At 54.7% G+C, this 26478-nt stretch carries 23 protein-coding genes and 1 pseudogene; 4 read left to right on the top strand and 20 right to left on the bottom strand.

Annotation, left to right across the window (positions count from 1 at the left end; genetic code table 11):
• Nucleotides 1–35: 35 nt before the first annotated feature.
• From CHH67_RS21000 to CHH67_RS20985, 4 genes are all read right to left on the bottom strand, one after another.
• Nucleotides 36–1250, bottom strand: coding sequence for a response regulator (locus CHH67_RS21000; protein ID WP_095267334.1), 1215 nt, complete (start codon nucleotides 1248–1250; stop codon nucleotides 36–38).
• Nucleotides 1251–1254: 4 nt separating this feature from the next.
• Complete coding sequence (locus tag CHH67_RS20995; RefSeq protein ID WP_095267333.1) at nucleotides 1255–3186, bottom strand: cache domain-containing sensor histidine kinase; 1932 nt, start codon at nucleotides 3184–3186, stop codon at nucleotides 1255–1257.
• Nucleotides 3167–4174, bottom strand: a complete 1008-nt coding sequence (locus CHH67_RS20990; protein ID WP_095267332.1) for a substrate-binding domain-containing protein — start codon at nucleotides 4172–4174, stop codon at nucleotides 3167–3169. The genes CHH67_RS20995 and CHH67_RS20990 overlap by 20 nt, the downstream gene beginning before the upstream one ends.
• A 327-nt stretch (nucleotides 4175–4501) precedes the next feature.
• On the bottom strand, nucleotides 4502–5077 hold the full coding sequence (locus CHH67_RS20985; RefSeq protein ID WP_095267331.1) for a TetR/AcrR family transcriptional regulator: 576 nt from the start codon (nucleotides 5075–5077) through the stop codon (nucleotides 4502–4504).
• A gap of 266 nt (nucleotides 5078–5343) precedes the next feature.
• On the opposite strand from CHH67_RS20985, the gene CHH67_RS20980 reads away from it, so the two are divergent.
• A complete protein-coding gene (locus CHH67_RS20980) occupies nucleotides 5344–6066 on the top strand; it encodes a futalosine hydrolase (RefSeq protein ID WP_095267330.1) in 723 nt (240 codons plus the stop codon).
• On the top strand, nucleotides 6063–6917 hold the full coding sequence (locus tag CHH67_RS20975) for a 1,4-dihydroxy-6-naphtoate synthase (protein ID WP_095267329.1): 855 nt from the start codon (nucleotides 6063–6065) through the stop codon (nucleotides 6915–6917). The genes CHH67_RS20980 and CHH67_RS20975 overlap by 4 nt, the downstream gene beginning before the upstream one ends.
• Before the next feature lie 105 nt (nucleotides 6918–7022).
• On the opposite strand, the gene CHH67_RS20970 is transcribed toward CHH67_RS20975, so the two are convergent.
• The 3 genes from CHH67_RS20970 to CHH67_RS20960 all read right to left on the bottom strand — a co-directional run bounded on the left by CHH67_RS20970 (nucleotide 7023) and on the right by CHH67_RS20960 (nucleotide 9484).
• The gene (locus tag CHH67_RS20970) at nucleotides 7023–7559 is read right to left on the bottom strand and encodes a mismatch-specific DNA-glycosylase (protein ID WP_095267328.1); all 537 of its coding nucleotides are present in this window, start codon (nucleotides 7557–7559) and stop codon (nucleotides 7023–7025) included.
• Entirely contained in the window at nucleotides 7556–8347 is a 792-nt protein-coding gene (locus CHH67_RS20965; RefSeq protein WP_095267327.1) for a nucleotidyltransferase domain-containing protein, read from the bottom strand. The genes CHH67_RS20970 and CHH67_RS20965 overlap by 4 nt, the downstream gene beginning before the upstream one ends.
• A 255-nt stretch (nucleotides 8348–8602) precedes the next feature.
• Nucleotides 8603–9484, bottom strand: a complete 882-nt coding sequence (locus CHH67_RS20960) for a DUF6612 family protein (protein ID WP_095267326.1) — start codon at nucleotides 9482–9484, stop codon at nucleotides 8603–8605.
• A 129-nt stretch (nucleotides 9485–9613) separates the two neighbouring features.
• Between CHH67_RS20960 and CHH67_RS20955 the strand changes: the two genes are divergently transcribed.
• The gene (locus CHH67_RS20955) at nucleotides 9614–10174 is read left to right on the top strand and encodes an SLOG family protein (RefSeq protein ID WP_095267325.1); all 561 of its coding nucleotides are present in this window, start codon (nucleotides 9614–9616) and stop codon (nucleotides 10172–10174) included.
• 171 nt (nucleotides 10175–10345) lie between these two features.
• Here the strand turns inward: CHH67_RS20955 and ald are convergent, their stop codons facing one another.
• The 10 genes and pseudogenes from ald to melA (CHH67_RS20910) all read right to left on the bottom strand — a co-directional run bounded on the left by ald (nucleotide 10346) and on the right by melA (CHH67_RS20910) (nucleotide 21584).
• Entirely contained in the window at nucleotides 10346–11461 is a 1116-nt protein-coding gene (ald, locus tag CHH67_RS20950) for an alanine dehydrogenase (protein WP_095267324.1), read from the bottom strand.
• Between the two features lie 205 nt (nucleotides 11462–11666).
• Nucleotides 11667–13169, bottom strand: a complete 1503-nt coding sequence (melA, locus tag CHH67_RS20945; protein ID WP_095267323.1) for an alpha-glucosidase/alpha-galactosidase — start codon at nucleotides 13167–13169, stop codon at nucleotides 11667–11669.
• 134 nt (nucleotides 13170–13303) lie between these two features.
• Nucleotides 13304–14221 carry a helix-turn-helix transcriptional regulator gene (locus CHH67_RS20940; RefSeq protein ID WP_095267322.1) on the bottom strand — a complete coding sequence of 306 codons (918 nt, stop codon included), beginning with the start codon at nucleotides 14219–14221 and terminating at the stop codon, nucleotides 13304–13306.
• Nucleotides 14222–14376: 155 nt separating this feature from the next.
• On the bottom strand, nucleotides 14377–15177 hold the full coding sequence (locus CHH67_RS20935) for an ABC transporter ATP-binding protein (protein WP_095267321.1): 801 nt from the start codon (nucleotides 15175–15177) through the stop codon (nucleotides 14377–14379).
• Complete coding sequence (locus tag CHH67_RS27115; RefSeq protein WP_280523062.1) at nucleotides 15164–15958, bottom strand: ABC transporter ATP-binding protein; 795 nt, start codon at nucleotides 15956–15958, stop codon at nucleotides 15164–15166. Before CHH67_RS27115 ends, CHH67_RS20935 begins: the two co-directional genes overlap by 14 nt.
• Before the next feature lie 82 nt (nucleotides 15959–16040).
• Nucleotides 16041–16154: pseudogene (locus CHH67_RS27110) on the bottom strand (ABC transporter ATP-binding protein); the annotation flags it as partial.
• Nucleotides 16155–16181: 27 nt separating this feature from the next.
• Complete coding sequence (locus tag CHH67_RS20925) at nucleotides 16182–17018, bottom strand: ABC transporter permease (protein WP_095267320.1); 837 nt, start codon at nucleotides 17016–17018, stop codon at nucleotides 16182–16184.
• A 1-nt stretch (nucleotide 17019) separates the two neighbouring features.
• Nucleotides 17020–18030: an ABC transporter permease gene (locus CHH67_RS20920; protein ID WP_095267319.1), complete on the bottom strand. Its 1011-nt coding sequence runs from the start codon at nucleotides 18028–18030 to the stop codon at nucleotides 17020–17022.
• Between the two features lie 245 nt (nucleotides 18031–18275).
• Complete coding sequence (locus CHH67_RS20915) at nucleotides 18276–20093, bottom strand: ABC transporter substrate-binding protein (protein ID WP_095267318.1); 1818 nt, start codon at nucleotides 20091–20093, stop codon at nucleotides 18276–18278.
• A 192-nt stretch (nucleotides 20094–20285) separates the two neighbouring features.
• A complete protein-coding gene (gene melA / locus CHH67_RS20910) occupies nucleotides 20286–21584 on the bottom strand; it encodes an alpha-glucosidase/alpha-galactosidase (protein ID WP_095267317.1) in 1299 nt (432 codons plus the stop codon).
• Between the two features lie 220 nt (nucleotides 21585–21804).
• On the opposite strand from melA (CHH67_RS20910), the gene CHH67_RS20905 reads away from it, so the two are divergent.
• Complete coding sequence (locus tag CHH67_RS20905; RefSeq protein ID WP_095267316.1) at nucleotides 21805–22665, top strand: helix-turn-helix transcriptional regulator; 861 nt, start codon at nucleotides 21805–21807, stop codon at nucleotides 22663–22665.
• 128 nt (nucleotides 22666–22793) lie between these two features.
• Here the strand turns inward: CHH67_RS20905 and CHH67_RS20900 are convergent, their stop codons facing one another.
• Genes CHH67_RS20900 through CHH67_RS20890 form a run of 3 tightly spaced genes read right to left on the bottom strand, consistent with a single transcriptional unit; the run spans nucleotide 22794 to nucleotide 26363 of the window.
• Entirely contained in the window at nucleotides 22794–23678 is an 885-nt protein-coding gene (locus tag CHH67_RS20900) for a carbohydrate ABC transporter permease (protein WP_095267315.1), read from the bottom strand.
• A 47-nt stretch (nucleotides 23679–23725) separates the two neighbouring features.
• Nucleotides 23726–24616: an ABC transporter permease gene (locus CHH67_RS20895; RefSeq protein ID WP_095267314.1), complete on the bottom strand. Its 891-nt coding sequence runs from the start codon at nucleotides 24614–24616 to the stop codon at nucleotides 23726–23728.
• Between the two features lie 52 nt (nucleotides 24617–24668).
• Entirely contained in the window at nucleotides 24669–26363 is a 1695-nt protein-coding gene (locus tag CHH67_RS20890; protein WP_095267313.1) for an extracellular solute-binding protein, read from the bottom strand.
• Nucleotides 26364–26478 lie beyond the last annotated feature (115 nt).

The following is a 26478-nucleotide window of genomic DNA, read 5'->3' as shown; positions in this document are numbered from 1 at the left end:
TTCAAACGCATACATCTCATCCCATAACGCTTCGGTTATTCCTCGGCATAAGCCGCTCCCTTCCGGTAACGGTTGGGCGATACGCCCATCACCTTTTTGAAGGCAGTGCTGAAATAATGCTGGCTGTCATAGCCGACCTGCTCGGCGATTTCATGAATCGTGTGATCGGTGGAAGTGAGCAGCTCGATCGCCTTCCGGATCCGGGTCTGGGTCAGGAAGCCGACAAAGGACGTGCCCAGCTCTTTTTTCAGCATGCGGCTTAAATAGACGGGCGACACCTGCAGCCCCGCTGCAAAAGCTTCCAGCGTCAAGTCATGCTGTGCGTATACCTCGTGGATAAGCTGCCTTGCTCTGCGCACGATCGGCGACAGCTGCGATTCCCGGAACACCGCCTCCCGGCAAGCATCATACGCCTCGCTGACGCCGCCCAGCTCTGACTCGACCGGCTCCAGATGCACATTGACGGTCCGTTTGATATACTTCAACACCGCCTTCTCCATGTCCACGGCCGCTTCAACCGGAAGCTCTTCCCATAAGCAGATGCCGATCAGCCCGGTCTGCTCGCGAAACAGCATATGCGGCACATCGTGGATCAGCTCAGCGATGATGTTCTCAATCGCAAACAGGTACAGCTGCCGTTCGCCCTCCTTCATCAGCGGCTGATTCGAGGCCGTTTCCGGCCAGCGGACGATGCCAATCTGCAGCGGCAGCCTCGGGGGCAGCCCCAGAAACTCCAGCTGCTCCAGCGCCTCGTTATGACTGATCAAGCCATGAATCCATTCCAGACAGAAGCGCTCGCGCAGCAGCGGAATATTCTTCTCGATCTGCTCCGACGCTTTCTGGAAATACAGATCGCGCACATGCAGCTCGTCCAGCTCCTGCTTCACACTTCGCAGCACCTGATTCAGATGCTCGGCGTTCACCGGCTTTAAAATATACTCCTTCACGCCCAGCCGGATCGCCTCCTGGGCGTAAGCAAATTCATCATGCCCGGTGACGATCACAAACCGGCATGACGGGCGCTCCTCTTTCAGCCGTTTCATCAGGGCAATGCCGTCCATAAACGGCATATTCATATCCACCAAAGCAATGTCGATATTTTCCTGCAGCGCCAGCTCCAGCGCCTCTTCCCCGTCCTCCGCTTCACAGGCAACTTCCATGCCCAGCTCTTCCCAACGCACCGCATCCCGAATCCCTTCGCGAATGATCGGTTCATCATCGGCAATCAATACCCGGTACTGCCTTCTCATCTTCTCACTCTCCTTGCTCGTTTGAGGCTTTAGGGACGGTATGCAGCAACGGATGGCGAATGATGACGCGGGTCCCTGTACCCTCAGCGCTTTCAATATGAATGCCATATGCCTCGTGGAAGGTCAGTCTAATCCGGGCCTGCACATTCAGCAGACCATAGCTGCGGCTGGACCGCTCCTCCCCGCCGGCTGGCTCCTGCATCGCCGACAGCGGGTCTTCCAGCAGGCGGCGCAGCTCCGCCAGCCGCTCCGGCGACATGCCCGCACCGTTGTCCGTCACCGTCAGCAGCAGCATTCCCTCCTCCACTTCGGCCGAAATGACGATGCTGCCCGGGCCTCGCCGGGCTTTGATGCCATGATAGATGGCGTTCTCCACAATCGGCTGCAGCAGCAGCTTCAGCACATACAGGCCCTCCGCTTCCGGAGCCAGATGCAGCTCGTAATGCAGCCGGTCGCGGTATCGGGTCTTCTGGATTTGCAGATAGCTTGTAATATGCGTCCATTCGTCCTGAATAGGGATGATATCGCTTCCCTTGCTCAGCCCGATCCGGAACAGATGCGACAGCGACTCCACCATGCCGGACACATCATCCGCCCCTTTTTTCAGCGCCATCCAGTGAATCGTATCCAGCGTGTTATACAGAAAATGAGGCTTGATATGCGCCTGCAGGCTTCGCAGCTCCGCCTCCCGCTTCTGCCGCTCCCTCAGCTCGCTCAGCTTCATCAGCTTGCGAATTTGCAGCAACATGCGGTTGAAGCTGCGCCCGAGCATGCCTACCTCATCCTGCCCTCCGCCCCAGTAACGGATCGTCAAATCCCCGGACTCCGCTTTCTGCATGAACGACATCAGCTGGCGAATTGGCCTCGAGATCGATTGTGACAGCGTGTACGATGCCGTTAAGCCGAAGAGACAGACGACAAACAGGAAGCACACCAAATAAAATTGAATTTTCCGGACCTCATGCACCGCCTCGCTCGCCCCGAATACCCCGAGCGTGCTCCAGCCTGTGAAGGAGGACGTCACGTACATGAACTGCAGCATCTGACCGCCGACTTCACGCACGAACGTGCCGCTCTCCTCTTCCGGAAACCAGGCGGGCGGGATTCCCGCAATCGGGGAATGATCCGGAGTGTAGATCGGCTTCCCATCCCTCGCGGTGACCATCAGATAGCCGTCTTTTCCAAGCGTAACCCCGCGCACGGCACCCGCTACCGCTCGCAGCTTCAGATCAATCAGAACAGCGCCAGTCACCTCCCGCGTATCCGGATCCACGAAAGAGCGTACAACCGAGATAAGTTCATCGTTGGAATAGAACACATGCGTGGTCACATTGCGCTGCACCGGATGGCCCAGCACAGTGAAGATCCCCTCGTGCTGTGCCGCTTCCACATACCAGCTTTCCTCCGTCAAATTCCCGTCGCTTCGGGCATACATCTCGTTGCTGATGTAGTCCCCCTCATGATTCACGACCAGGATCGCCGCAATCTCCGGATACAGCGTGGTGAATCCTTGGAGCAGCTGACGGATCTCATACCGCTCACTCTTCTCTTCGTTCAGCAGCGCATGCGGAGCTTCGCCATTCCCCTCGCCGCTCTCGGTGCCGTCCCCGGACATCTCCCCGCTTAAGAAACGTTTGACCGCAGGGTCAAATCCGATCAGATACGTAATGCTCTGCAGATTCTCCATGTTGTTGTCGAGCGTTTGATTCACTTTCCCGATCAGCTGAAGCGTATTGGCTGTCATCTGTTCGTCAACGATGCGGTTGACCGTCCAATTCACCAGCACGCCAAGCGCAATGGAAGGAAGGATGCCAATCATTAAGAATAAAACAATAAGCTTGTATTGCAGCGGCCAATCGCCGAATCCTGTCCACCGTTTAAAACGTCTCCGCCAGCTGCCCGGTTTGAATTCGTAATTATTTGGCATAAAAATCATCCACATTCTCACGGGTCACAATCGTGATCCCGGTATCTACGCGCGGCGGAAGCGGAGCCACATCATTGCCCAGCGTCGGAGCCGGAACGGTCAAGCCATGATGAAGGTGAAACAGATACTGAAGCGACCAATAGCCCATATTCCATGTACCCTGGGCAATCGTGGCCGACACCGTCCCGTCCGATATTCGGTCAAGCGTCTCTTTGTTCGTATCAAATCCGATAATTCGCAGCTCCCCCTTCCTGCCTGCCGCAATGACCGCATCAGCCGCGCCTGCCCCGCCGCTTGCTTCGGTGGCAAAGACGCCTCGCAAATCCGGATGCTCCTCCATCATCTCCAGCACCGCATCCCGCCATATAATCGCGTCACCCTTGCCTTCCTTCACCGCAACCACCTTCATGGCCGAATATCGATGGGCAATCGCTTCCTTGAAGCCGCTGGTGCGATCCGCGTGATTCTGCTGTCCGGACTGCGTAATGATGCCCACCTCGCCCTCTCGGCCCAGAAGCTGGGCCATCTTGTCGGCTGCGGCAGCCCCTGCGTTGTAATTGTTGGTGGCCAGAAATGAGTATGCCTTGCTTCCTTGCGCATCCGCATCAAACAGCACCACCGGGATGCCTGCATCCACCGCCTTGTTGATCGTCGCGGTCAATGCGCTGGAATCAATCGCTGACAGGGCGATGCCGGCCGGCTTCTTCGCAATGACCTGCTCCAGCACCATGATCTGCTCCTTCACGTCATACTGCGTAGCGCCTCGGTATTCGACCGACACGCCAAGCGCGTCGCCTCCGTCCTCAAAGCCTTTTAATATATTCTTCCAATATTCCATCCCTGACTGGAACGTGACCATGACGTAATTCTCGCCAATGCTTCCCCGCAGTCCTCCATCCTCCCAGGCCGCGGAGCGTCCCTCATCCATCCGGTACATCACCACATACACCAGAAACGATACAATCAGCAAGCCGTAAACCACCATCAGCTTTTTCACCGGTGCAACCTCCGATCCATTTCTCCCATGCTCTCATGCAATCGGTTACAAAAGTAATATACTGCAAGAACCGGGAAAATTTCAAACGCATGCCACTGCCAAGACTTCAGCTTAGCGGCATTCACGGCAAGCTGCCCTATGAAAAAAGACTGCGGCGGCCTTCACTTTTGGCTGCTGCAGTCCTCGGTCATTACGAGCATCTTCACTGTTACATATCTGCTATAAACGATCCGTTCAGGGGAACATGTCCAGGTATGCTATGTATGTAAACGTCTTGCTCATCAACGGTTTCATTATCGGACGATTTCATCCCGGGTGCAAGCCCGATCACTCGAGCCCGACGCTATAAAATTGGGCGACCTCCCCAGCCAGTTCCTCTGCCGAACGCTTGCCTGGGAGCAGCTGCTGCAAGGTCAGTCTCTCCACCGCCCCTACAAGGCAATCGGCCGCGACCGCCACATCGAATCGGGACTCCCCATCAAGCCCATGATGCCTGGACAGCAGACAGCGCGCAATTACCGCAGCCAGCTCCTCCTTCATATCCGCTGCTTCCTCGCTAAGGAAAAAACCGATCCGTGTCAAATCGGGATGGTGAGCCAACTGTGCAAACAGCCGCGCCAGGAACGAGCGAACAGCAACCGTTACCGACTCACAGCCCCGCTCAGCCTCTCGCCCGCACTCTTCCATGAGCGCTTTCAATCCCGACCGGAACATGCCTGTCAGTTCGGCGAATATGGCCTCCTTGCTTTGAAAATACAAGTAAAACGACGGCTGTGTTAACCCCGCTTTGGAGACAATTGCACTGACCTTCGTCTCGTGATACCCTAACCGGGCGAATTCGCTGGCGGCAGCTGCGAGTAATCGTGTCCTGCTCTCTTGTCCATTGGCACCCTTCTTCCTCAAAGCTATCGAACCTCCGCATCCATCATGTTGTGAGTAAAAGTTATCGTTCATTATACTCCAACGTATTTGCCGGATGCCACGAAAAGAATGCAATAGAATGCAGAATCTATCTGTTCTGCAAATGACCTCCAAATGGCTGTCACCCATTTAAAACTTTACATCCGTCCCGGAACACGATAACGTTATTTATAGTGAAACTCACAAAATCCTGAGCAGCACAAACGATACTTAAACTGCCTTGGCACATCCAGAAGGAGAAATATAGCATGTCGGATATCGCATATACAAATTCATTCCCCTATGATTCCGGGGAAGCCTCGTCTTCCCCGGAATCCGCGCTGCATCGGCCGCATGTGCTGATCGCAACCGCTGTCGATGCCGAGCGGGAAGCGGTCCTGCGCGGGCTCGGTCAAGACGGCCGGTTTGATGTTGTTGCCGTCGGCGTCGGACCGGCGGCAGCAGCGGCCTACACCGCACGCGCCCTCGCCCGGCACCGCTATGGCCTCGTCATCAGCGCAGGCATCGGCGGCGGATTTGCCGGACAAGCCGCGATCGGCTCCCTTGTCATCGCGAACGCCATCGTGGCCGCCGATCTCGGTTCAGAGACCCCGGACGGATTCCTTAGCGTTCAGGAGCTTGGCTTCGGCACGGATCGAATCGTACCGGACGCCGATCTGTCACAGCGCTGGATGCAAGCGCTGGAACGAGGCGGATTATCGGCATACCACGGGCCGATTCTGACCGTGTCCACAACGACGGGCAGCGCCGAATCCGCCGCCTTCCTTGCCCGGCGCATTCCCGGCGCTGCTGCTGAAGGAATGGAAGGGTTCGGCGTAGCGACGGCGGCGGCAGCCTATGAACTGCCCGCTCTGGAGATCCGGGCCATCTCGAACGCCGTCGGTCCTCGCAACCGGGGGGCGTGGAAGATCAAGGAGGCGCTTGAAGCGCTGGAAGCGGCCAGCTCACATCTACTGGAGGTATTGACATGAAGATTGCATTTTCCCCTTGTCCCAACGACACCTTTGTATTCCATGCCTGGGTGCACGGGCTGATTCCCGGCGCGCCTGCGCTGGACGTGTCCTATGCGGACATCGATATAACCAACCACTGGGCTGCCGAAGACAGGCAGCATGATATATTGAAAATATCCTATGCCGCCTTGCCCTGGGTGCTGGACGAGTATGCCCTGCTTCCGTGCGGCGGCGCACTCGGCCGCGGATGCGGGCCGCTCGTGCTGACAGCGGACCACCTGACGGACGGCAGTGCGCCGGTTGGCCCTGCCAGCCTGTCCGGGCGCCGCGTGGCGGTTCCGAGCGAACGCTCCACCGCCTATCTGCTGTTCCGGCTGTGGGCTGCGCAGAACGTTCCGGGCGGACTCGGTGAAATTGTCGTGTTGCCCTTTGACCAGATCATGCCTGCCGTCCGGGACGGCAAGATCGATGCCGGACTCGTCATACACGAGGCCCGGTTCACTTACCCTTCCTACGGCCTGAAGCTGATGACAGACCTCGGAAGCTGGTGGGAGACCGACACCGGGCTTCCGATTCCGCTCGGCGCCATTGTCGCCCGCCGGTCGCTGGATCTGGCTCAAATCTCGGCCTGGGCTCGCGCTTCTGTCGAATATGCCTGGAAGCATCCTGAAGCTTCGCGGCAATACGTACTGGAGCACGCCCAGGAGATGGACCCGACCGTGGCCGATGCCCACATCAACCTGTATGTCAATTCGTTTACTGCCGATCTCGGTGCTGACGGGTACGGTGCCATCACCGCGCTGCTAACCCGCGCTGCCGATGAAGGACTAGTTCCGCGGGTAGATCCCGCCCTGCTGCGTCTGCCTTAACCGCATCATCCCACGACTAAAGAGGATTGCCGCCCCCGATGTCTTACCGGGTACTTGCGGCAATCCTCTCTGTGGTGAATCGGACATTATCCCTGATACCTCCAGTCAACCTCTGTCCTCGCCTTCTATTGCACCCTCTCCGCGGATTGCTTCTGACAGCTGGCGATATATGCCCACAATCTCCTCCATCGGCATGCGAACCAGCCCGCTGGAGGAAGGAGCAACGAACTCCCGGATTCCCTCGGTTACCGGTTCTGCCTGAAAGCCCCAATCTACCCGCTGCCTGCCGCTATATTCGGTATAAACTCCTTTTCCGACAAAGCAGGCTATCTGCGGCTGGTACTTCTGCAGCTTCTCCCTGAGCAGCGCCCGGCCAGCCTTGTATTCCTCCCGGGTAATATCCTCCGCTCCCCTTGTCGGACGGGAAACAATATTCGTGAAGCCATAGCCGAGCTTCAGCAAGTCCCGATCCTCGGAAGCCGCGTATCGGCGCGGGGTCAAACCGGATTGATGCAATATTCTCCAGAAGTTGTTTCTCGGGTTGGCATAATGGTGGCCAACTTCCCCTGAGCGCAAGCTCGGGTTAAATCCGATAAACAAAATGGACAACCTATAATCCAAATGATCCGGAATTTCGTTCATGTCCATCCCTCCAAGCTCCATATCTCCTTCAGTGCAGCCCGAAACAAGGCATCAACTTCACTTTCCATCCCGCCTGGGGCAGCTCGATATTCACGGATTGTATGTTCATAATGACCGATCTGCTCGGTCAGATAATGACGAAGTGACTGCATGCGCACTGCAGGCAGCGTCCGACTCCCCGCTCTTTTGGCCTCCAGCAGTTCGAGTGCCTCCGTGCGCACGATATCCTCTCCTCCCAGCAGCGTTTCCGTCAGCGCTCGGAGCGGAACCGGCGGCATATCGCCGAACCTCTCGATCCACCCGCAAGCCAGCACCGGCCGCAGCACTTGAATCAACCGTTTGACCTGAACCTGGTTCTGCTCCCAGGCTTGTCGGTCATTCCGAGCCGCCATCTTCACATAGTGATGCATACAGGCCTTCGGAGAGAACAGCATCCCGGCCAACCTACGGAGCTGCTCAAGAATAGCGCCATGCTCGGTATACCGGATCGGCGAATTCAAGCATTCCAGCAGTGTGGGATTGGATTTTTGCATAAGCCTTAACGCTTTTATCATATCCCAGCCGCTCATATCCTCCTGCCCTTCCAGCGGATATACGAGTACGTCCTTTTTCTCCATAACGGATAAATACCACTCCACCGGCCGGAGGTACAGAAAACGAACGTCATAGTCGCTGTGTGCCGACGCAGTTCCTACAGCCCGGCTGCCAAGCTCGCAGGCTACACAATCACGATATTTTCTTTCCGCTCGATTTCCTTCAGTTTCTGCACAATCCCCTTGCGATCCCATAAACGCATTCTCCGCACCTCCAATCAGAAAGCAACGTCAATGAATGGTCCAGCACCCCGAACTTATGCATGATTCCCACTCTTGCCCGTCCCATTGCCCATCAATCGATGCCATTATACCACGGTATGGCCCCTATCATTCACTTGACCCTGATCCATGTAACCATGTTAATACACCGCAGGAACAAAGAAAGCTGCCCGTTCTGTAGAATATATCTGCAGATACGGACAGCCTTTCCCTGACTGTGGTTATATCTTATTGCGCATCTAGCGCCTCTTGAGGCACTTCGATTTTGTTGATGGCATTATGCTGGGCATAAGTGCTCTTCATCTTCATGTCAAGCTCTACCGATTGACCCTCGGCCTCCATCGTCAGAACCATGTCAACATCCGATCTCATCGGCAGATAAGATTCCTTGTTCACACTGTACACAATTTTGATGCTTTTAATATCCATTTGCTCAATCATAGCCTCAGTCTGTGGATCGCTTCCTGCCTGATCCATAATAGACTTGGCAAGATCCTTGAGGTTATTGCCGGACACATCAGCCGTCAGGACATACTCGTCACCCTCTTCGGTGATCTCAGTATCCTGTGCAATCATTTTGAATTGCTCAACCTGTTGTTCAGCGCTCTGTTCAACGCCTTCAATGGAGCTTCTGATCTCCCCTTCGGACTCCTCCGGAATCTTCATCCATTCGTCATCCATCTGCAAGTAGATTCCATTCTCCGTAATATATTGCAGCATCTCCATATTGCCTTCTGGAGAGGACATAACCATATTCTGCTTCATCTCCAACGGCTCGATGGTCACCTCGGAGTCCAGCTTCATATTAATCGATTGTTCTTCTTGACCTTCCCCATGGCTAACCACAAAATTCTGCTCGATGTCTGCTGCAAGCGCAAAACTTTTCATTTCTTTGCTCGCTTGTGCAGCCTTCTCGATCAGTTCATCAACCGTTGGAAGCTCCGATTCCTTTGGTTCTTCTTCATTGACCGGCGTCTCCTGCGGCTCAGTAGACTGCTCCTCCGATGATGGTGTTTGTGCCGCTGTTGGTTCGTCTTTCTTTGCATCCCCGCACGCGGTCAGACCGATTGCTAAAATTGCTCCCAGTAATAATGCTGTCCATTTCTTCAAAACAAGTTCCTCCTAAACATTATAAGTCCTGTTGCTTTGTCTTCTTTGCCCTATGTAATCTATCTCGTGTTGAAAAAAATGTGGAAAGAAGCTACATTAATTCTAGCATCAATGCGAGGTGAACTCAAATTGGAAAATCTGCTCGTCACTGGTTACCGTGCGCATGAGCTTGGCATATATGACCAGAAACATAAAGGCATACCTTACATTCTGCAAGCGATGGAGAACCGGCTCATTCCATTGCTGGACGAAGGTCTGAAGTGGATCATCACTCCCGGTCAATACGGGGTTGACCTGTGGGCGATCGAGGTTGCGATCCGGCTTAAACAACATTACCCCGAACTGCGATGTTCCATTCTGACCGCCTATCAAAACCCGGAAGAACGATGGAATGATCAGAAAAAAGCATACTACGAGCAAATTCTCCGCGGTGTGGATTACTATGCTCCCGTGAGCAAACAGCCTTATGCCGGCAGCTGGCAATTTGCCGCCCGGGATGAACTTCTGCTTCGCAAAACCGACGGCATCCTGCTCGTCTATGATGAAGAGGCCGGTGTTGCCAGTCCGAAATTCATCAAGGAGCGGGCGCTGGCCAAGCAAGAAACGGAAGGGTACCGGTACATTAGCATCGGCACTGAGGAAATCCAGGCCGTCGCCGATGAAATGAACAGCTCGATGTTTGAGGAATGACAAGGTCCATCCCCGGCTATGATCCGCTATAGAAACGTGTAAACAACAAAGAGCCATCTCTCCAATCGCTCGGTCTGAAAGGATGCTCTCCGTACATGCTTGTACGTCCTCCCTCATGTGAGGCTTCCATCGAAATTGGAGTATGGCTCTCGCTATTAGAATCTGGCGCGATTATGCCAGAAGCTCATGGATATCTGTATAGGCATAGCCGTGCGCTTCTGCGACCGCTTTATAGCTGACCTTGCCGTCCATGACATTGATCCCCTTGGCCAGTGCCAGATCCGCAAGCGCGGCTTGGCGCAGCCCCTGGCTGGCAATCTTCAGCCCGTAAGGAGCCGTCACATTCGTCAATGCGAGCGTCGAGGTACGGGCTACGGCGCCAGGCATGTTCGCAACGGCATAGTGAATGACGCCGTGCTTCTCGTAGGTAGGATGATCATGGGTTGTAATCCGGTCGATCGTCTCGATCGAACCGCCCTGGTCAATAGCCACATCGACAATCACGGAGCCGGGACTCATCGCCTTGACCATCTCTTCTGTAACGAGCCTTGGCGCGCGGGCACCCGGAATCAGAACCGCCCCGATGACGAGATCGGCGGACTTGACCGTTTCAGCGATATGATAGGAATCGGAGATGATCGTTTTGACACGGCCTTGGAACAGATCGTCCAGCTGACGCAGCCGATTCGGATTAATGTCGAGAATGCTGACCTCCGCCCCCATGCCAAGAGCGATCTTCGCTGCATTGGTACCGACGATGCCGCCGCCGATCACCGCAACCTTTCCGGGCGCAACCCCGGGCACGCCGCTCAGCAGCACCCCTTTGCCGCCGTGGGCCTTCTCCAGAAAATGCGCGCCGATCTGAATCGACATTCTGCCTGCCACTTCACTCATCGGTGTCAAGAGCGGCAAGCTTCCGTCCGGAAGCTGAATTGTCTCATAGGCTACCGCACTCACCTTGCGTTCAACCAGCGCCCTGGTCAACTCTGCCTCAGGGGCCAGGTGGAGATAGGTATACAGAATTTGCCCTTCCTGAAAGTAAGCATATTCCTCCGGAAGCGGCTCCTTGACCTTCACCACCATCTCCGCTTGCCACGCTTCGGCAGCTGTGGGCACTATCCGTGCGCCGGCAGCCTCATAATCTTCATCTGTAAATCCAACACCAGCACCTGCGCCGGATTGCACCAGCACCTCATGGCCGGCATGCTTGAAGCTGAGCACCGTTCCGGGGGTCATCCCGACCCGATTCTCATTGTTCTTAATCTCTTTAGGTACCCCTACCCTCATAAACTGTGACCTCCCGCATGCATTCTTGATTCTTGCACAATGGCCCAATGAAACTGTAGTTCGATCTATAGGGTCTAGCATGATGCCGATAATTGCAGTGTACTATATCCTATGAAAATATACGAGCGTCTGCAGCAGGAAAACGCCCCTAAATCATATTAGGGGCGTCCAGGCATCACAGCTCAGAAGCGATGATCAACAGCGATCATAGCGCCTTCTCGCGATCCTTTCCTTTATCCGACTCGCCAGCGTTCTTGTTCGCGGCCTCCCGGTCCAGCTTCATTTCCTCCACCGTCTTCACCTTGAGCCTGGCCGCTCCCTCGTAATTGCGGGTTGGAACCTGCCGACCTGATGCTAACCGCTGCTTGGCCTCGGCAATCGCGGCTTTATACTGAGGCAGCCACGGCTCATGGGCGACCAGCATCTCATCCACCATCTGCCATATTTCCGGCGGATTGCAGACCGCGCCCACGAGCGGATCCATCATGAACGCCTGCCTAAGCAGCTTGTCATCCCCGTGAACGGCGGCCTCCACCGCAAGCCGCTGCACGGAAATGCTGGCACTGCACACCGCAGCCGGACCAAGCGGCAGCGGGCCGACATGCGGCATGGAGATGCCATTGCGATCCACATAGCCTGGCGCTTCGATCACCGCATCGTCCGGCAGATTGGATATGATGCCGCGATTCACGACATTGAAGTGACCGCGGTATACCCGCCCGGTCTCCAAAGCTTCAATGATATATGATCCATGCTCCTCTCCCCGATTCTCCGGCTTAAATGGCATCGCCGGGTCCTTCATCCAGTTCGGGAAGTCCGTCTCGAACCAGTTCCGCCCTTCCGTGCAGACACGCAGGTAACCTCCCGTCTCCCCGTTGATCCAACTTCCAAGATCAATCCAGTTCGGAATCTCCTCCGGACGTTTGCGGTACCATGGCACGTATTCGCTCAGATGGCCATTGGACTCCGTGCTGTAATATCCGAAACGCCGCAGCATGTCGATCCGCACCCGCTCGGTGCGGCTGTATTCGGGATGACGCTCGAAAGCTTCGAGCAGGCCCTGGGTCAAGTCCTCTCCCTTATGGGAAATTTGGATGTACCAGGTCTGGTGATTGATGCCTGCGCAGACGATATCAACCTCCTCTTTTGCCAGCCCATAGACGCTTGCTATCTGATGATGCCCGTGCTGCACCCCGTGACAGAGTCCAACCGTTCGAACACCGCCATACTGATTGCAGGCCCAGGTCAGCATCGCCATCGGATTGGCGTAATTCAGCAGCAGAACATCCGGTGCGCATACTTCGCGTATATCCTGACAGATGGACAGCATCTCGGCAATGCCTCGCTGACCGTACATGATCCCGCCCGCACACAGCGTGTCCCCGACACATTGATCAACACCATACTTAAGCGGAATGTCGACATCCGAGGCAAAGGCTTCAAGCCCGCCTACGCGAATCGTACAGATTACATATTTTGCATCCTTCAGCGCCTCCCGCCGGTCGGTCGTAGACTGGATCGCAATCTTCAGCCCATTCTCACGAATGTCCCGTTGACACAGCTCGGTAACCATATCCAGATTATGCTGGCTGATGTCCGTAAACGCGATTTCGATCTGATGAAAGTCCGGCACCGTCAGCAAGTCCCGCAGCAGTCCCCTCGTAAATCCGATGCTGCCCGCACCGATAAAAGCAATCTTGAATGACATGTTGCTTCCCCTCCTGCACAAGTAAATTCAATCTGATTGTAGCAATCGGGGATTCGTAAGCGTTATCAAAATAATGACCACTTTAAGCACAAACTGTCAAAAATTCAAACTTCCGCACCGCTCCAGCTATTGTGCTAGTGGCCTCCAGGTTCTGCTAATCTCCGGTCCCAGCTGTATTTATCCGAATTCTGGCGATATTGGGCCGGAGTCACCTTGGTATACTTTTTGAACAAAGCATGAAAGTACTGGCGGCTTGCCACACCGACATACTCGGAAATTTCAGGGATCGGAATATCAGTCCGGGACAGCAGCTGCTTCGCTTTTTCCATCCGGATCATGGTCAAATACGCCGTCAGCGTATGGCCCGTCTCCTTGCGGAATATTCGCTGCAAATAGCCGGGATGCAGGTTCACAGCCATAGCAACGTCCTTAATCCGAATGTTCTGATCATAATGCTGATGCAAATAATCGATGCTTCGCTTGGCGTACAGCTCACTGGGCCCGAATGCGCCACGCTCCCGCTCCTCCGCCAGCCTGGAGATCGAAACGAGCAGCTGAATAAACAGCACATTCGTGATCGTCCTGGGGCCCGTTCCTCTTCGATCCAGCTCAAGCACAAGGCTTCTCAGCACCGGATACACCTCTTCCTGATCGGACAAGACCAGATACGGGCGGTCACGCCGCAAAAAGGAAGCGACTTCCTCTTCCTCGCCGGCAATCGCACTGATGTCAGGAGCCGCCTGCCCGCGATCCGTAAAGCCAAACTCCACATTCAGCATTCTGCACGAGCTGTCAGCGTCCACGATCAGACGATGGGGAACCCCGGAATCGAGCACAATAAACTCCCCTTTGCGAAGAACGACCCGCTGTTCCTGGCCTTCCCCTGCCCGCACGTCGATTCGGCATTGACCTGATATCATATACATAATCTCCGTGGAGTCATGAACATGAAACGGCATCTGGTAGTTGCTCCACTGCTTGTAATAAAAGGCGTAGAACTTCGGCCCGTAACTCCCGCTTAGCAGCGCCTCCTGAAATAAACTGCCATTCACCTGACGTCACCTCATCCTTTTCTCCCAAGCTCGGGTTCAGACAATCCCCTGGGCGTACTTGGGGCATCTGCGCCCTTGTTATCTACCAGTCTACTAAAAGCAGCCCCCGCCGAGAAAGTCCGGTTTTCGATCTTTCCCAAATTTCACGCTTGGTTTCAGGATAAGTCCCAGGCTTCATGCACCTTGGGCACATCGGAGATCAGCTGCCTCGTGTACGGATGCTGGGGATGGATGATGACGTCCTCGGCAGGTCCGCTCTCCACCACCTTGCCGCGTTCCATAATATACAGCGTATCACTCACATAGTAGGCCAACCCGACATCATGGGTAATGAAGATGATCGTCATCCCATTCTCATCCCGCAGCTTTAACAGCATATCAAGAATGGTCGAGCGGGAGCAGGCGTCCACCATCGAGGTCGGCTCATCGGCAATGAGCAGCTGCGGGTGCAGCATGAAGATGCGCGCGATCATCAGCCGCTGCATCTGGCCCCCGGACAGCTCGAACGGATACTTGTTGTGCAGCTCCTCATATTTCAGGTTGACGAACGAGCAGGCTTCCTTCATCTTCTGCAGCTGCTCCTCCTTGCTGAGCTTCAATCCCTGCAACCTGATGCAATCAAGCAGCAGCTTCTCGACCTTGTAGAATTGATTAAAGGAAGAGAACGGGTCCTGAAAAATCGCCTGGATATGCTTCCAGTACTTCTTGCGGTCGGCGTGGCGCTTAAGCTGTCTCGGCTTTCCCATATATGAAATGGAGCCGCTGCTCTCCTTCAGCAGGCCCATGATCATTTTGGCCAGCGTGGTCTTCCCGCTGCCGCTTTCCCCGACAATCGATATAATCTCGCCTTTATGAAATTCGAAGCTCACATCGTCCACCGCGGTTGTTTTATGTTTGCCATAGCCAAATACCTTCGTCAGATGCTTGCCGCTGATCAGCACCTCATTCGTCTTCATGGGCATACCACTCCCTTAATGTGTCTGCCGGAACGATGCAGCGATAAGACCGGTCCTGGAAGGTTTGCAGCTCGATCCTCCCTTGGCGGCACTCGCTCTGGGCATACGTGCACCGGTCTGCAAAACGGCAGCCTTCCGGCACCGTCTTCAGGTTTGGCGGCGTTCCGGGAATGGCCGCAAGCTTGTGGCCTCTCATCCCCTCTTCCGGCACGATGATGGAGCCCATCAGCTTTTTCGTATACGGGTGAATCGGATCAAAGATCATCTGCTCCGCCGTTCCGCGCTCCACGATCTCGCCTGCATACATAACCATAATATCGTCGGTCACATGGTACAGGAGCGGCAGCTCATGCGTGATGAACACAAGCGACTGGATATAGCCTTTCTCCAGCAGATGCTTCAGCAGCTTGATCACCGCTTTCTGTGAGGTAACATCCAGCGCGGACGTTGGCTCGTCGGCAATCAGCACTTTCGGGTTCAGAATGGTGGAGATGGCAATGACGGTCCGCTGCTTCATCCCGCCCGACAGCTCGTTCGGGTAGGACTCCAACACCCGGGCCGACAGATTCAGCGTTTCGAATCGCTCCACTGCCAGCTCCCACACCTGCTTCCTGCTCAGCTCCGGCCTGTGCTCCTTCATAATGTCTTCGATAAACCGGATAATGCGGAGCGTCGGATTCAGGGCGTTCATCGCCGCCTGGGGAATGTAGGAGATTTCCCTGCCGGACACCCGGGAGCGAAGCTGTTCCTTGCCCAGCGTCATAATGTCTGTCCCGTTCACGATGATGGAGCCCGAACCGAAATGGAGCGGGGGGAAAATAAAATCCCATCAGGCTGAGCGCAAGCGTGGACTTTCCGCAGCCGGACTCGCCTGCAATCCCGAGCGTGCGCCCGGCCTCCAGCGTAAAGCTGACGCCGTCAACGGCGTGGACATGCTCCTTGAGACGGGTCCGATAGTACGTCTTCAAATCTTTCACTTCCAAAATATTGGTGCTCAAGGGTCATCAGCTCCTAATTTTCGGATTGAAGATTTCATCCATCCCGGTATTCATCATATACAGCGAGAATGTAATGACCGCGATGGACAGCGCCGCCGGAATGAAGGCCCACCAAGCCCCGGCTACCGGCGCCTCGAATACGAGCGCCCAGTTCATGATGATGCCGAGGGAAATCGTGTTGTAGGGGCCGAGGCCCAGCATCGAGATTGAAGCCTCCGCCAGAATCCCGGACGCCATCTGCAGCACAAAGGCCATCACTACATACGAAGCGATGTACGGCAGAATCTCATACATGATGATCCGGGGCGTGCTGTAGCCCGAGATTTTGGCAATATTGACATGATCGCGATTGCGGAGGGAGGACGTCTGCGCCCTAACGGCCCTCGCGGTCCACGGCCAGCTCGTAATGCCGATGATCGCCGCGGTCACGAAGGAACTGCGGGAATCAATGCTGACTGAGATCAGAATCAGTATGACGAAGGAAGGGATCACGATGAAGATGTTCGTGACAGCAGTCAGCAGATTGTCAATCATCCCTCCGATATAGCCTGAGGCGAGCCCGATCACAAGACCGATCGCGGTTGCGAACACCCCGGCAATCAGCCCGACCTGAAGCGAGGTTCGGATTCCGTAGATGAGCTCCAGGAACAGATCGCGTCCGAAATTGTCCGAGCCGAGCAGCAGCTTGGAATCCGGCGGCTGATAAGCGAGCGCAATCATCTCCAGCGGATCATTGCGATTGATCAGCGGATAGATCATAACTACCCCGATCATCAACAGCAGCAGGACCGCGCCCAGCATAAACTTAGGCGACTTGAGCAAAATGCGAACGGAATGATTCATATTACTGATCCTCCATCTGTGCAGCCTTGATTCTAGGATCAATCCAGCCGTAAATCAGATCGATGGTGAAGTTGGCCAGCAGGACGGCCAGCGCGATCAGCAGCGTACAGCCCGAGATGAGCGGATAGTCCAGCTGACGAATCGCCGTAAACATCCACGTTCCGATTCCCGGGTAGCTGAACACGATTTCGCAGATAAGCGATCCGCCAACCATCGTGCCGATCGATAGCGCCAGCCCCGTAATCTGGGGAAGCATCGCATTGCGGAACACATAGCGGGCAATTCGCGAATCGCGGATGCCAAGCAGCTTGCTATACAGCACATAGTCGGAATTCAGTTCATAGATCGACATCTCCCGCATTCCAATCGCTTGCCCGCCAATGGTCACCAGCACAATCGATAGAAACGGCAGCGTATGATGCCTCAGCACCGAGCCGATGAATTCCCAGCTTAGCGAAGGAATCATCTGATAATCATAGCCCCCGTGCATCGGGAACCATTTCAGTGTCAGAGCAAACGCATACAGCATGATGATAGCCAGTGTGAAGAAAGGAATCGAGTTCACAAACAGGGCTACCGGAAAAATCACTTTATCGAAGACACCCTTCCGATAAGCGGCCACCGCGCCGAGCACGTTGCCGATGATCCAGCCGACCAATATCGCGGGCAGTTGAAGCCCGATGGTCCACGGGATGGCCGAGGCCAGGATTTCCGTAACCGGCTTCGGATACAGCCCGAAGGAAGTGCCCCAATTGCCAGTCAGCAAATTTTTGACATAGATGAAAAACTGAACATGGAGCGGCTGATCGATGCCAAACTCGGCAGCAAACGTGTCATATACCCGCTTGATCGTATCGCTTTCGGTCATGCCCTGGGTCATCTGGGCCACAATGACGCTGACGGGATTGCCTTCAATCATTCGGGGAAGCAGGAAGTTCAGTGCGATCGCAACGATCAAGGTCACGAAGTACCAGAAGAACTTTTTGACGACATACTTTCCGTAAGCGCTCATACAGCATCACCCCTCCACATGATTCAGGCTAAAGGGAGCAGGCCTTGCAGGCAGATTCAGTATGCCATGGCCGAGCCAAGCCATCAGCCTATGGCAATGTCCCTTCACTGGGTGCCACTTGGCGATGCTCCTTGGCACGGCCCTTCGCTACGTCCCGATTGGCCAAACGCACTTTGGCGCCCTTTGCGACGTCCGGATTGGCCATACGCGCCTTAGAGTACCCCTGCCATGCCTGCCCCCTGCGATCAGTTGTGTATTTGGTACAAGGCTTTAATTCCCGCACCGTCCATCGAAATTTGCGGAGGAATATTGCTGCCGTCCCCTTCCTGCGGGAAGCCCTTCCATACCGTCTCGTTCACCGTGTCAAACACCCACGGGCGGTACATCAGCGGAATGGAAGGAATATCATTCAGCCAAATCTGGGTCAGCTCGGTATACAGCGCTTTCAATTCAGCTTCATCGGTAACCGTCGGAATCTTCTCAATGATGGCATCGGCACGGTCGTTCTGATACCGCCCCCAGTTCCAGAAAGCCATCTCTCCGATTGGAGCCACCCCTTTGGAATACATAATCGTCTGGGCCCGGTTCCACGGCTGGCTCGGGCTGACACCCCCGGCCGGGGTGTTCATAATGATATCGAATTTGCCGGTCTGCAAATTGTTCGTCCATACTGGCGCTTCCGGGAATTTGGTCCGAATTTCGACGCCGATGGCCTTCGCATTCTGGGCCACGATCTCCAGCGCTGCATTCCAGTCCGACCATCCGTACGGACATTCAATCTCGTAAGGCCCAAGCCGGACGCCGTTCAGTACGCGAATCCCGTCCTTGCCACGCGCAGCCCCGATGGAGTCGAGCAGCGCATTGGCAGCCTCAACATCGGTCGTCCACTGAAGCGGCTTGATTGCGGCCTGATCCACATATTTGGACTCCGCATCCGTATTCAAGGTAAGCGACGGCTGCATCGGCGCGGAATAGCCGCTGATCGCCAGCTCTGATATTTTGCCATAGTCGATGCTCATCGCAATGGCCCGGCGAACATCCGGGTTGTCTAGCCCCTCCTTGGACATATTGAAGAAGATCGAAGGCATCGAGCCCGGAACATAGTACGGCTCTTCCTTCAGATAGGTTTTCACCGGGGCTCCGTCCTCCCACATCTTCCATACCTGCGGGATGAACTGCTGGGACACGTCCACTTGGCCGCTCTTAAATGCGAGATCGCCGGCGGCATTGTCTTTATAGATGACATGCGTAATATATTTCGGGGCCGGAAGCTTGCCGAAGAGCACCTGTCCCCAGTAGTTGTCGTCCCGGACAATCGTAATTTTCTGATCGTTGTAGTAATACATTTTGTAAGGCCCGGTCCCGATCGGATCATCATTGATCTCCTTGCGAATCGTGGCCAGATCCCCGCCTGCCTGCTGCTCGATCTCTTCCCATACATGTTTCGGAAGCATCGGAATAAGCTCTATGCTGTCAAGCACCGTCAGCTTGTTCGGATTATCCTTGTTCAGCATGATGTCAACCGCATGTTCTCCGTCGGCAGACACCTCTTCGATGTACGTCCAGAAATTGCTCCAGTTGATATCATATCTCTGGCCCAGCTTGTAAGTGTATACGACATCATCAGATGTGAACGGCTGTCCGTCGCTCCACTTGGCCTCCGGATGCAGCTCAACACGCAGCGTGAGATCGTCGGTCCATTCGTACTTGGTTCCAAGCAGCGGCTCCAGTTCACCTGTGAGCTGGTTGACCATAAACAAGGTTTCATAGATCAGCTCTCTGGAGTTTCCATAGTTGATCGGGAAGGCCGGATTGCCGCTCAGCAAATTAAAGTTGGTCGGCGCTCCCCACTGCAGCCCGTTGACATACAGCGTTTCATTCCTCGGCGTTGCCCTCGGATCCTCCTGCGGCGATGTCTCCTCGCCGCCCCCTGGAGCCGTCACCTCCTGATTCGGCGGCGATTCTCCCGTTGGCGGCGGGGTGACCCCCTGACAACCTGCTACCATAAAAGATACGACAAGCAGCAACATCAACATCGGTCTGACAATCATGTGCACCTTCATTTCTGAACCCTCCATTCTTGGAATGAGTACGGCTCTAAAAAGGCTGATTAACACCCGTGCAGGTACTCCCCTGCTTTTTGTAAACGCTTTCTAAAACGAATATATGTAGTCTTGTCATGTCTGATTCCATAAAAAAAGCCCGGTTGAAGGATACCTCCTTGACCGGGCCCCATCACTCGCATGATGTAAGGATTAAGAGAATTTCGGCAGCCAATCACCATGCGCTTCAATCAAGTCATCACAGAGACTTCTGATATCGTCTATGGACAGCTCTGCCGCTGTGTGCGGGTCCAGCATCGCCGCATGGTAGATATGCTCCCGCTTGCCTGTGGCCGCCGCCTCCAGCGTAAGCAGCTGCGTGTTGATGTTGGTGCGGTTCAGCGCCGCGCATTGCGGTGGCAGGTCGCCGACGAAGGTAGGTGTCACGCCGCTGGCGTCCACCAGGCACGGCACCTCCACGCAAGCTTCCTTCGGCAGGTTCGTAATGAGCCCTTGGTTCATAACGTTGCCTCCGATTTTGAACGGCACATTCGTCTCTATCGCTTCCATAATATACGAGGCGTACTCATGGGAACGATGATGCTCAAGATCCTTGTTGTTGACCAGTTCCTCACGTCTTGCCTTCCACTCTTCAATCTGGCTGACGCAGCGGCGCGGATACTCATCCAGCGGAATGTTAAAGCGCTCAATCAGCTCCGGATAATTGCGCTTGATGAAGTACGGATGATATTCCGCATTATGCTCGGAGGATTCGGTAATGTAATATCCGAAATTAAGCATCATCTCCAGGCGAACCATATCGTGATGCTTCTCCTTCTGCTTCTCGGCAGCACGGCGCTTGATCTCCGGATACAGGTCCACGCCATCCTTCGTCACTTCAAGCAGCCAGGCCATATGGTTGATGCCGGCGATTTTGGACTGAACGCCTGTCGGGTCCATGCCCAGGTTCTTGAACAGATCCGGCACGCATACCTGTACGCTGTGGCACAGTCCTACGGTCTGCACGCCGCCAAGGGTAATCATGGCGTTAGTTAGCACCGCCATCGGATTGGTGTAGTTCAGGAACAGGGCGTTCGGACATACTTCGCGAATATCAGCGGCAAAATCCATCATGACGGGGATGGTGCGCAGGTTCCGGAAGATGCCTCCGATGCCGACGGTATCAGCGATCGTCTGTCTCAGGCCATACTTCTTCGGAACTTCAAAATCCGTGATCGTACAAGGATCATAGCCGCCGACCTGAATGGCATTGACGACATATTTGGCACCGCGCAGCGCTTCCTTGCGGTCGCTGTACGATTTGACGACACAAGTGCTCCCGCTCGTTTTCTTTATATTATTCAGCATGTTCTCGGAGTCTTGGAGACGAACCGGATCGATATCATACAAAGCCAGCTCGAACCCTTGCAAAGCAGGCGTCTGCATGCAGTCGCCCAGCACGTTTTTAGCAAATACGGTACTTCCTGCTCCGATAAATGTAATTTTGGACATCGTTATGTTCCTCCCTATATTCTATGGAATAATCCGCTTTCACAAGTTAACTATAAGGGAATCGGCTTCCTTTGAATATGGAGCAAAACAATCACGATATGGACATTTGTCGTCTCATTGGCTAAGCTAGTGTCAAGCATGCGGAAGGCGCCGGCAGGCCTCTCAGCACCCGGCCGAGGCCCTTCACCACCATTCACCATCAAGGAGGACTTACCCGTATATGTCGATTTCACCGGATCATACGCTGTATGAAATCGGAACGAACCCTGCCCCCGGCGGGCATGATCTGGCTGTGCTGTTCAGCGGTGAAGGCAGACCCATTCCTCGCCACAAGGTCGGGCCGATGATTCATGATTACTGCCTCATTCATACCGTGCTGTCAGGCGAAGGATTCTTCGAGTGCGCAGGCAAGTCTCATGCATGCCGGGCCGGGGATACCTTCGTTATTCTGCCGGGCGTGCTGTTCAGCTATGAGGCGCATGAACGAAATCCGTGGCACTACCAGTGGGTAGCCTTTCAAGTGAAAGGAGCCCCTCTGCTCATGAGCGACATGGGCGTTACGCCAGCCAGGCCGATCATCCGCTGCAGCGGTCAGGAAGCACTGGACAGCCTTTCGCTTATGTACCAGCACATCCGGCTGGGCTTCAACCAGTCCGCCTACCCGTGGCTGGAGGATCTCGAAGCCTCGGGCTGGCTGAAATTGCTGCTGCACAAGCTGGCCATGCTCAATTACGCGCAGCTGCCCGAGCCGGATACCTCCGATATTGAAAGAGGGGTCCGACAGGCGGAGCGATGGATATCTACCCAGTACCATCAGCAGCTGTCGATCGACCAGATGGCCAAGACGCTTGGCTATCATCGGGCTCATCTGTCCAAATTGTTCAAGCAGCATACAGGCCTGTCGCCAATGCAGTATTTGATGAAGGTGAGAATCGACAAAGCCAAGTCCCTGATGAATACCTCCTTCTCCATTCACGAGATTGCCGCCTCGGTCGGATTTAACGACGCCCTTTATTTCTCCAAGCAGTTCCGCAAGTGGACCGGCATGACACCAAGCGAATATCGGCGGCAGTCCGAATAAGGAAGGGCCGGGGCAGCTTCCGTCGGTGAAGCCGGTGAGAAGCCTGTCATAACCAGGAAGGATGACGGTTGCCCCTGAATCCTTAATCCTTAATCCTTGGGTAAATCCGGGAGCGCCGCCATCCCTGCTTATTCTTTGACCGACCCGAGGGTGATGCCGTGAATGAAGAACCGCTGCAAGAACGGATACACCACGAGCACGGGAATCATTGCGATGAAAATTTTGGCGCTGTTCAGCGTCTGATTCGACAGCTCGTTCATCCGCTTGTACTGATCCTCGGTCATGTTGGCCGCGTCGATAATGACAACAAGCTGCTGAATATAAGTTTGAAGCGGATAATGATCCTGTCTGGACATCAGCACCAGCCCATGAAAGAACTCATTCCAGTGATACACAATGGTAAAAAGCAGAACGGTGGCAAGAACCGGCACGGCCAGCGGCACAAACACGCTCCACAGCATCCGCCACGGTCCGGCGCCGTCCACGAGCGCAGCCTCCTCCATCTCCTTGGGCAGATTGCGGAAATAGTTAATGATCAGGATGACATGGAAGACCGGAAGACCTCCGCCAAGCACCAAAGCCCAGATATTGTCCATCAGCCCGAGCGACTTCATCGTCATATACCACGGAATCAGCCCGCCGTTAAACAGCATCGCAAAGATGAGAAACCACATGAACACGTTGCGCAGCCGGAATTGGCGCGGGGACTTGGACAGCGGGTAAGCCATCAGCGTCCCTATGCCGGTGGAAATAATGCCGCCCAGAACCACCCGTTGAACGGAGGTCAGGAACGAGCGGAAGAAAGCGCCATCTCCCATAATCTGCTTGTAAGAGTTGAAATTGAAGCCGACCGGCCACAGCCATACCCTGCCTGCCGCTGCCGCGGACTTCTCGCTCAGAGACACGGCCAGCGTATAGATCAGCGGAACGAGACAGAGTGCGGTAATGAGCAGAAGAATGGCAAGAAGAAGCCCATCGAATATTTTGGAGCCGATTGTAGATTCCTTGACCACCTCTTTATCCCTCCTTTGCAGGTTGTTCTTGAACGCATACGATCCCTTTAGAAGATGCGATAATTCGCGAATCTTGAAGCCAGTGCATACGAGATAATGATCAGGATGAAGCTGACCACCGACTTCAGCAGCCCGACCGCTGTCGCCAGACCGTACTGCAAATTGAGCAGCCCCTCCCGGTACACCCATGTGTCAATAATATCTCCGGTCGAGTAGACCAGCGGGTTATACAGGTTGAAGATTTGATCAAAGCCCGCATTCAGCACGTTTCCGAGGCTCAGCACCGCAAGCAGCACAATCGTGGTGGTAATCCCCGGCAGCGTCACATGCCAGAGCCGGCGGAACCTCGAGGCCCCGTCAATCGCCGCAGCCTCATACAGCACCGGGCTGATGCCCGTCAGAGCTGCCAAATAGATAATGGTGTTAAATCCGAATTCCTTCCACACATCGCTGGCCACAACCATGAACGGGAACAGCGTCGAATTGGCGAAAAACAGTACAGGCTCAAACCCCAGCGCCTTGAGCAGTCCGTTGACCGGCCCGCTAAAAGAGAAAATATCCAGTAAAATGCCGGCCAGAATGACCCATGACAGAAAATGCGGCAAGTATACAATCGTCTGAATCCAGCGCTTGATAAGCGCGAGCCGCAGCTCATTGAGCATGAGAGCAAACACAAGCGGAACCACCAGGTGAGCGGCCATCTTCATGACGGCAATGAACACCGTGTTAAAAAAGATCGAGCGTATGTCCGAGAGCGCAAACATATAATCAAAATTTTCAAGCCCAATCCAGGCCGAGCGGAAGAAGCCCGCACCCGGATTAAAGTCCTGAAACGCGATGACGATGCCAAACATCGGCACAATACTGATCAGAATCAACCAAACCATGCCGGGAAGCAGCATCAAATAGTAATGCTTGGAAAAGCTGCGGTTGTTCATAGGTCACCCCTATCCTTCACCTCGTCCAGAGGCGAACGTTCATCAGGAAGGTTTACTGCTGGATGTATTCTTTTACCTCTTCGGTAATTTTGTCGCCGCCTTGCTTCTTCCAATTGTCAACAAACGTATCGAACTCCTCGAGCGGAGCGGCACCTACGATAATTTTCAGAAAGGTTTCGTCCTCCAGCTTTTTCAGGTTCGTCCAGCGGGATTCCATCGTTTTCGTTTGGGAATAGAGCAGGCTGTACACTTTGTTATAGTCCTCAAGGAGTGTGGACGCCCCGACCAGGAGCGAATACTGGCGGCTCCATACGCCAAGGTCGGCCTGCGGGTCCCAATACTGGATATCCATGTTGTCATACGGCTCTTTTTTCACTTTTTTGACATTCTGCAGGTCGGCGGCAAGCAGCTTGTATCCCGGATCGTTGAAATCCTCGGGCGTCTTGGTGCCGGCCAGCACTTCCTGCAGTGCCTTGGCGGAATATTCGCTCTCATCCGGCGCCGATTGCGGCACGCGCAGCGGGTAGTAGCCGATGCCTACGCTGATATCAAACTTCGCCTCATCACGTATCAGCAGATTGAGCATTTTGACCACGGCCTCCGGATGTTCATAGTCTTTCCGGACGACCACGAACTGGGTGGAAGATGTGCCCATCCGGGCATTAAACTGACCTTCCGAATCCAGTGGAAGCAGATAGGCCTGCCAGTTGGCATCCGGGTCATTCTTGATCGCATCGGGCAGCGGACCGTAGCCCATCCACCACGGAGCGAAGAAGATGCCGGACTGACCGCTTTTGACCGGCTCATGGGCATCCTTACGGACGCCGATCTCCCGGTCGATCAGCCCTTTCGCATACCAGTCACGCAGCTTGCCGAGCGCCTCCTTCGTTTCCGGCAGTATTGAGCCGTATACCGGATCTCCGTCCTCACCTTCGATCCAGAAGCCCGGGTAAGCCCGGAAGGCGCCAAACACAGGATCAAGCCCGTACAGGTTGTTCGTTGAAGCCAGGAAATGAGCGTACAGCAGGCCGCCGCTTTCCGGTCCGGAAATGCCGATGGTGTCGTCCTTCCCGTTGCCATCCGGGTCTTGGGTAACAAAAGCCTCCGCTACTTTTTCAAGATCATCGATCGTCCGGGGCGGCTCCAGGCCGAGCTTATCCAGCCAATCCTTGCGAATCCAGAGCTGATGCACGCCATCCGCATGCACCTGCACGCTTGGAATGGCATACATTTTGCCATCGAATGTGACGGACTGAGCGGCGATGCCGCCGGTTTTTTCAATGAAGCTTTTCATGCTGGGCGAAGCGTAACGATCATAGATGTCAGTCAGGTCAGCCAGCTGGCCCGCCTTCACCATCTGCCTGAGCTGCATGTCATTCACGACCAGCGCATCCGGCAGATCGTTGCTGGAGATGGACAGATTCACCTTCTGATCGTAGTTGGGCCCCGAAGCCGCCTGCCAGGACACCTTGGTGTCTATGTTCAGCATGTCCTTGACGTAACGGGAATACTGATTGGTCTCGGGTGTATCGCCAACCGGCAAGCTTTTATCCGTAGCATCCACCGATTTGCCGTACGTCAGCGTAATCGTCTCCTCATACTTTCCGAACGGATCGGGCGTCTCCTCCTTCACCGCCCCGCCGCCATCCGCACCCGCGGATGCAGGACCAGTACTGCTGCCGCCTCCGCTGCAAGCCGTCAGGAACACAAGCAACAGTGTTAATCCAAGCAAACCTACCTTTTTCATCCCTTCATTCCTCCCCCTTCGAAATCAACAGATGAGTATGTTTGAATACCTGTATCCAAGTTAACATATATGAAAGCGCTTTAAGTTGGATGGATGGCGTCAATCCAGGGTGAGA

This window comes from Paenibacillus campinasensis, assembly GCF_002272015.1.
GTDB classification, from domain to species: domain Bacteria; phylum Bacillota; class Bacilli; order Paenibacillales; family Paenibacillaceae; genus Paenibacillus_AQ; species Paenibacillus_AQ campinasensis.
The sequence above is the reverse complement of the archived record's forward strand: the minus strand, read 5'-3'. Positions and strand labels throughout refer to the sequence as shown.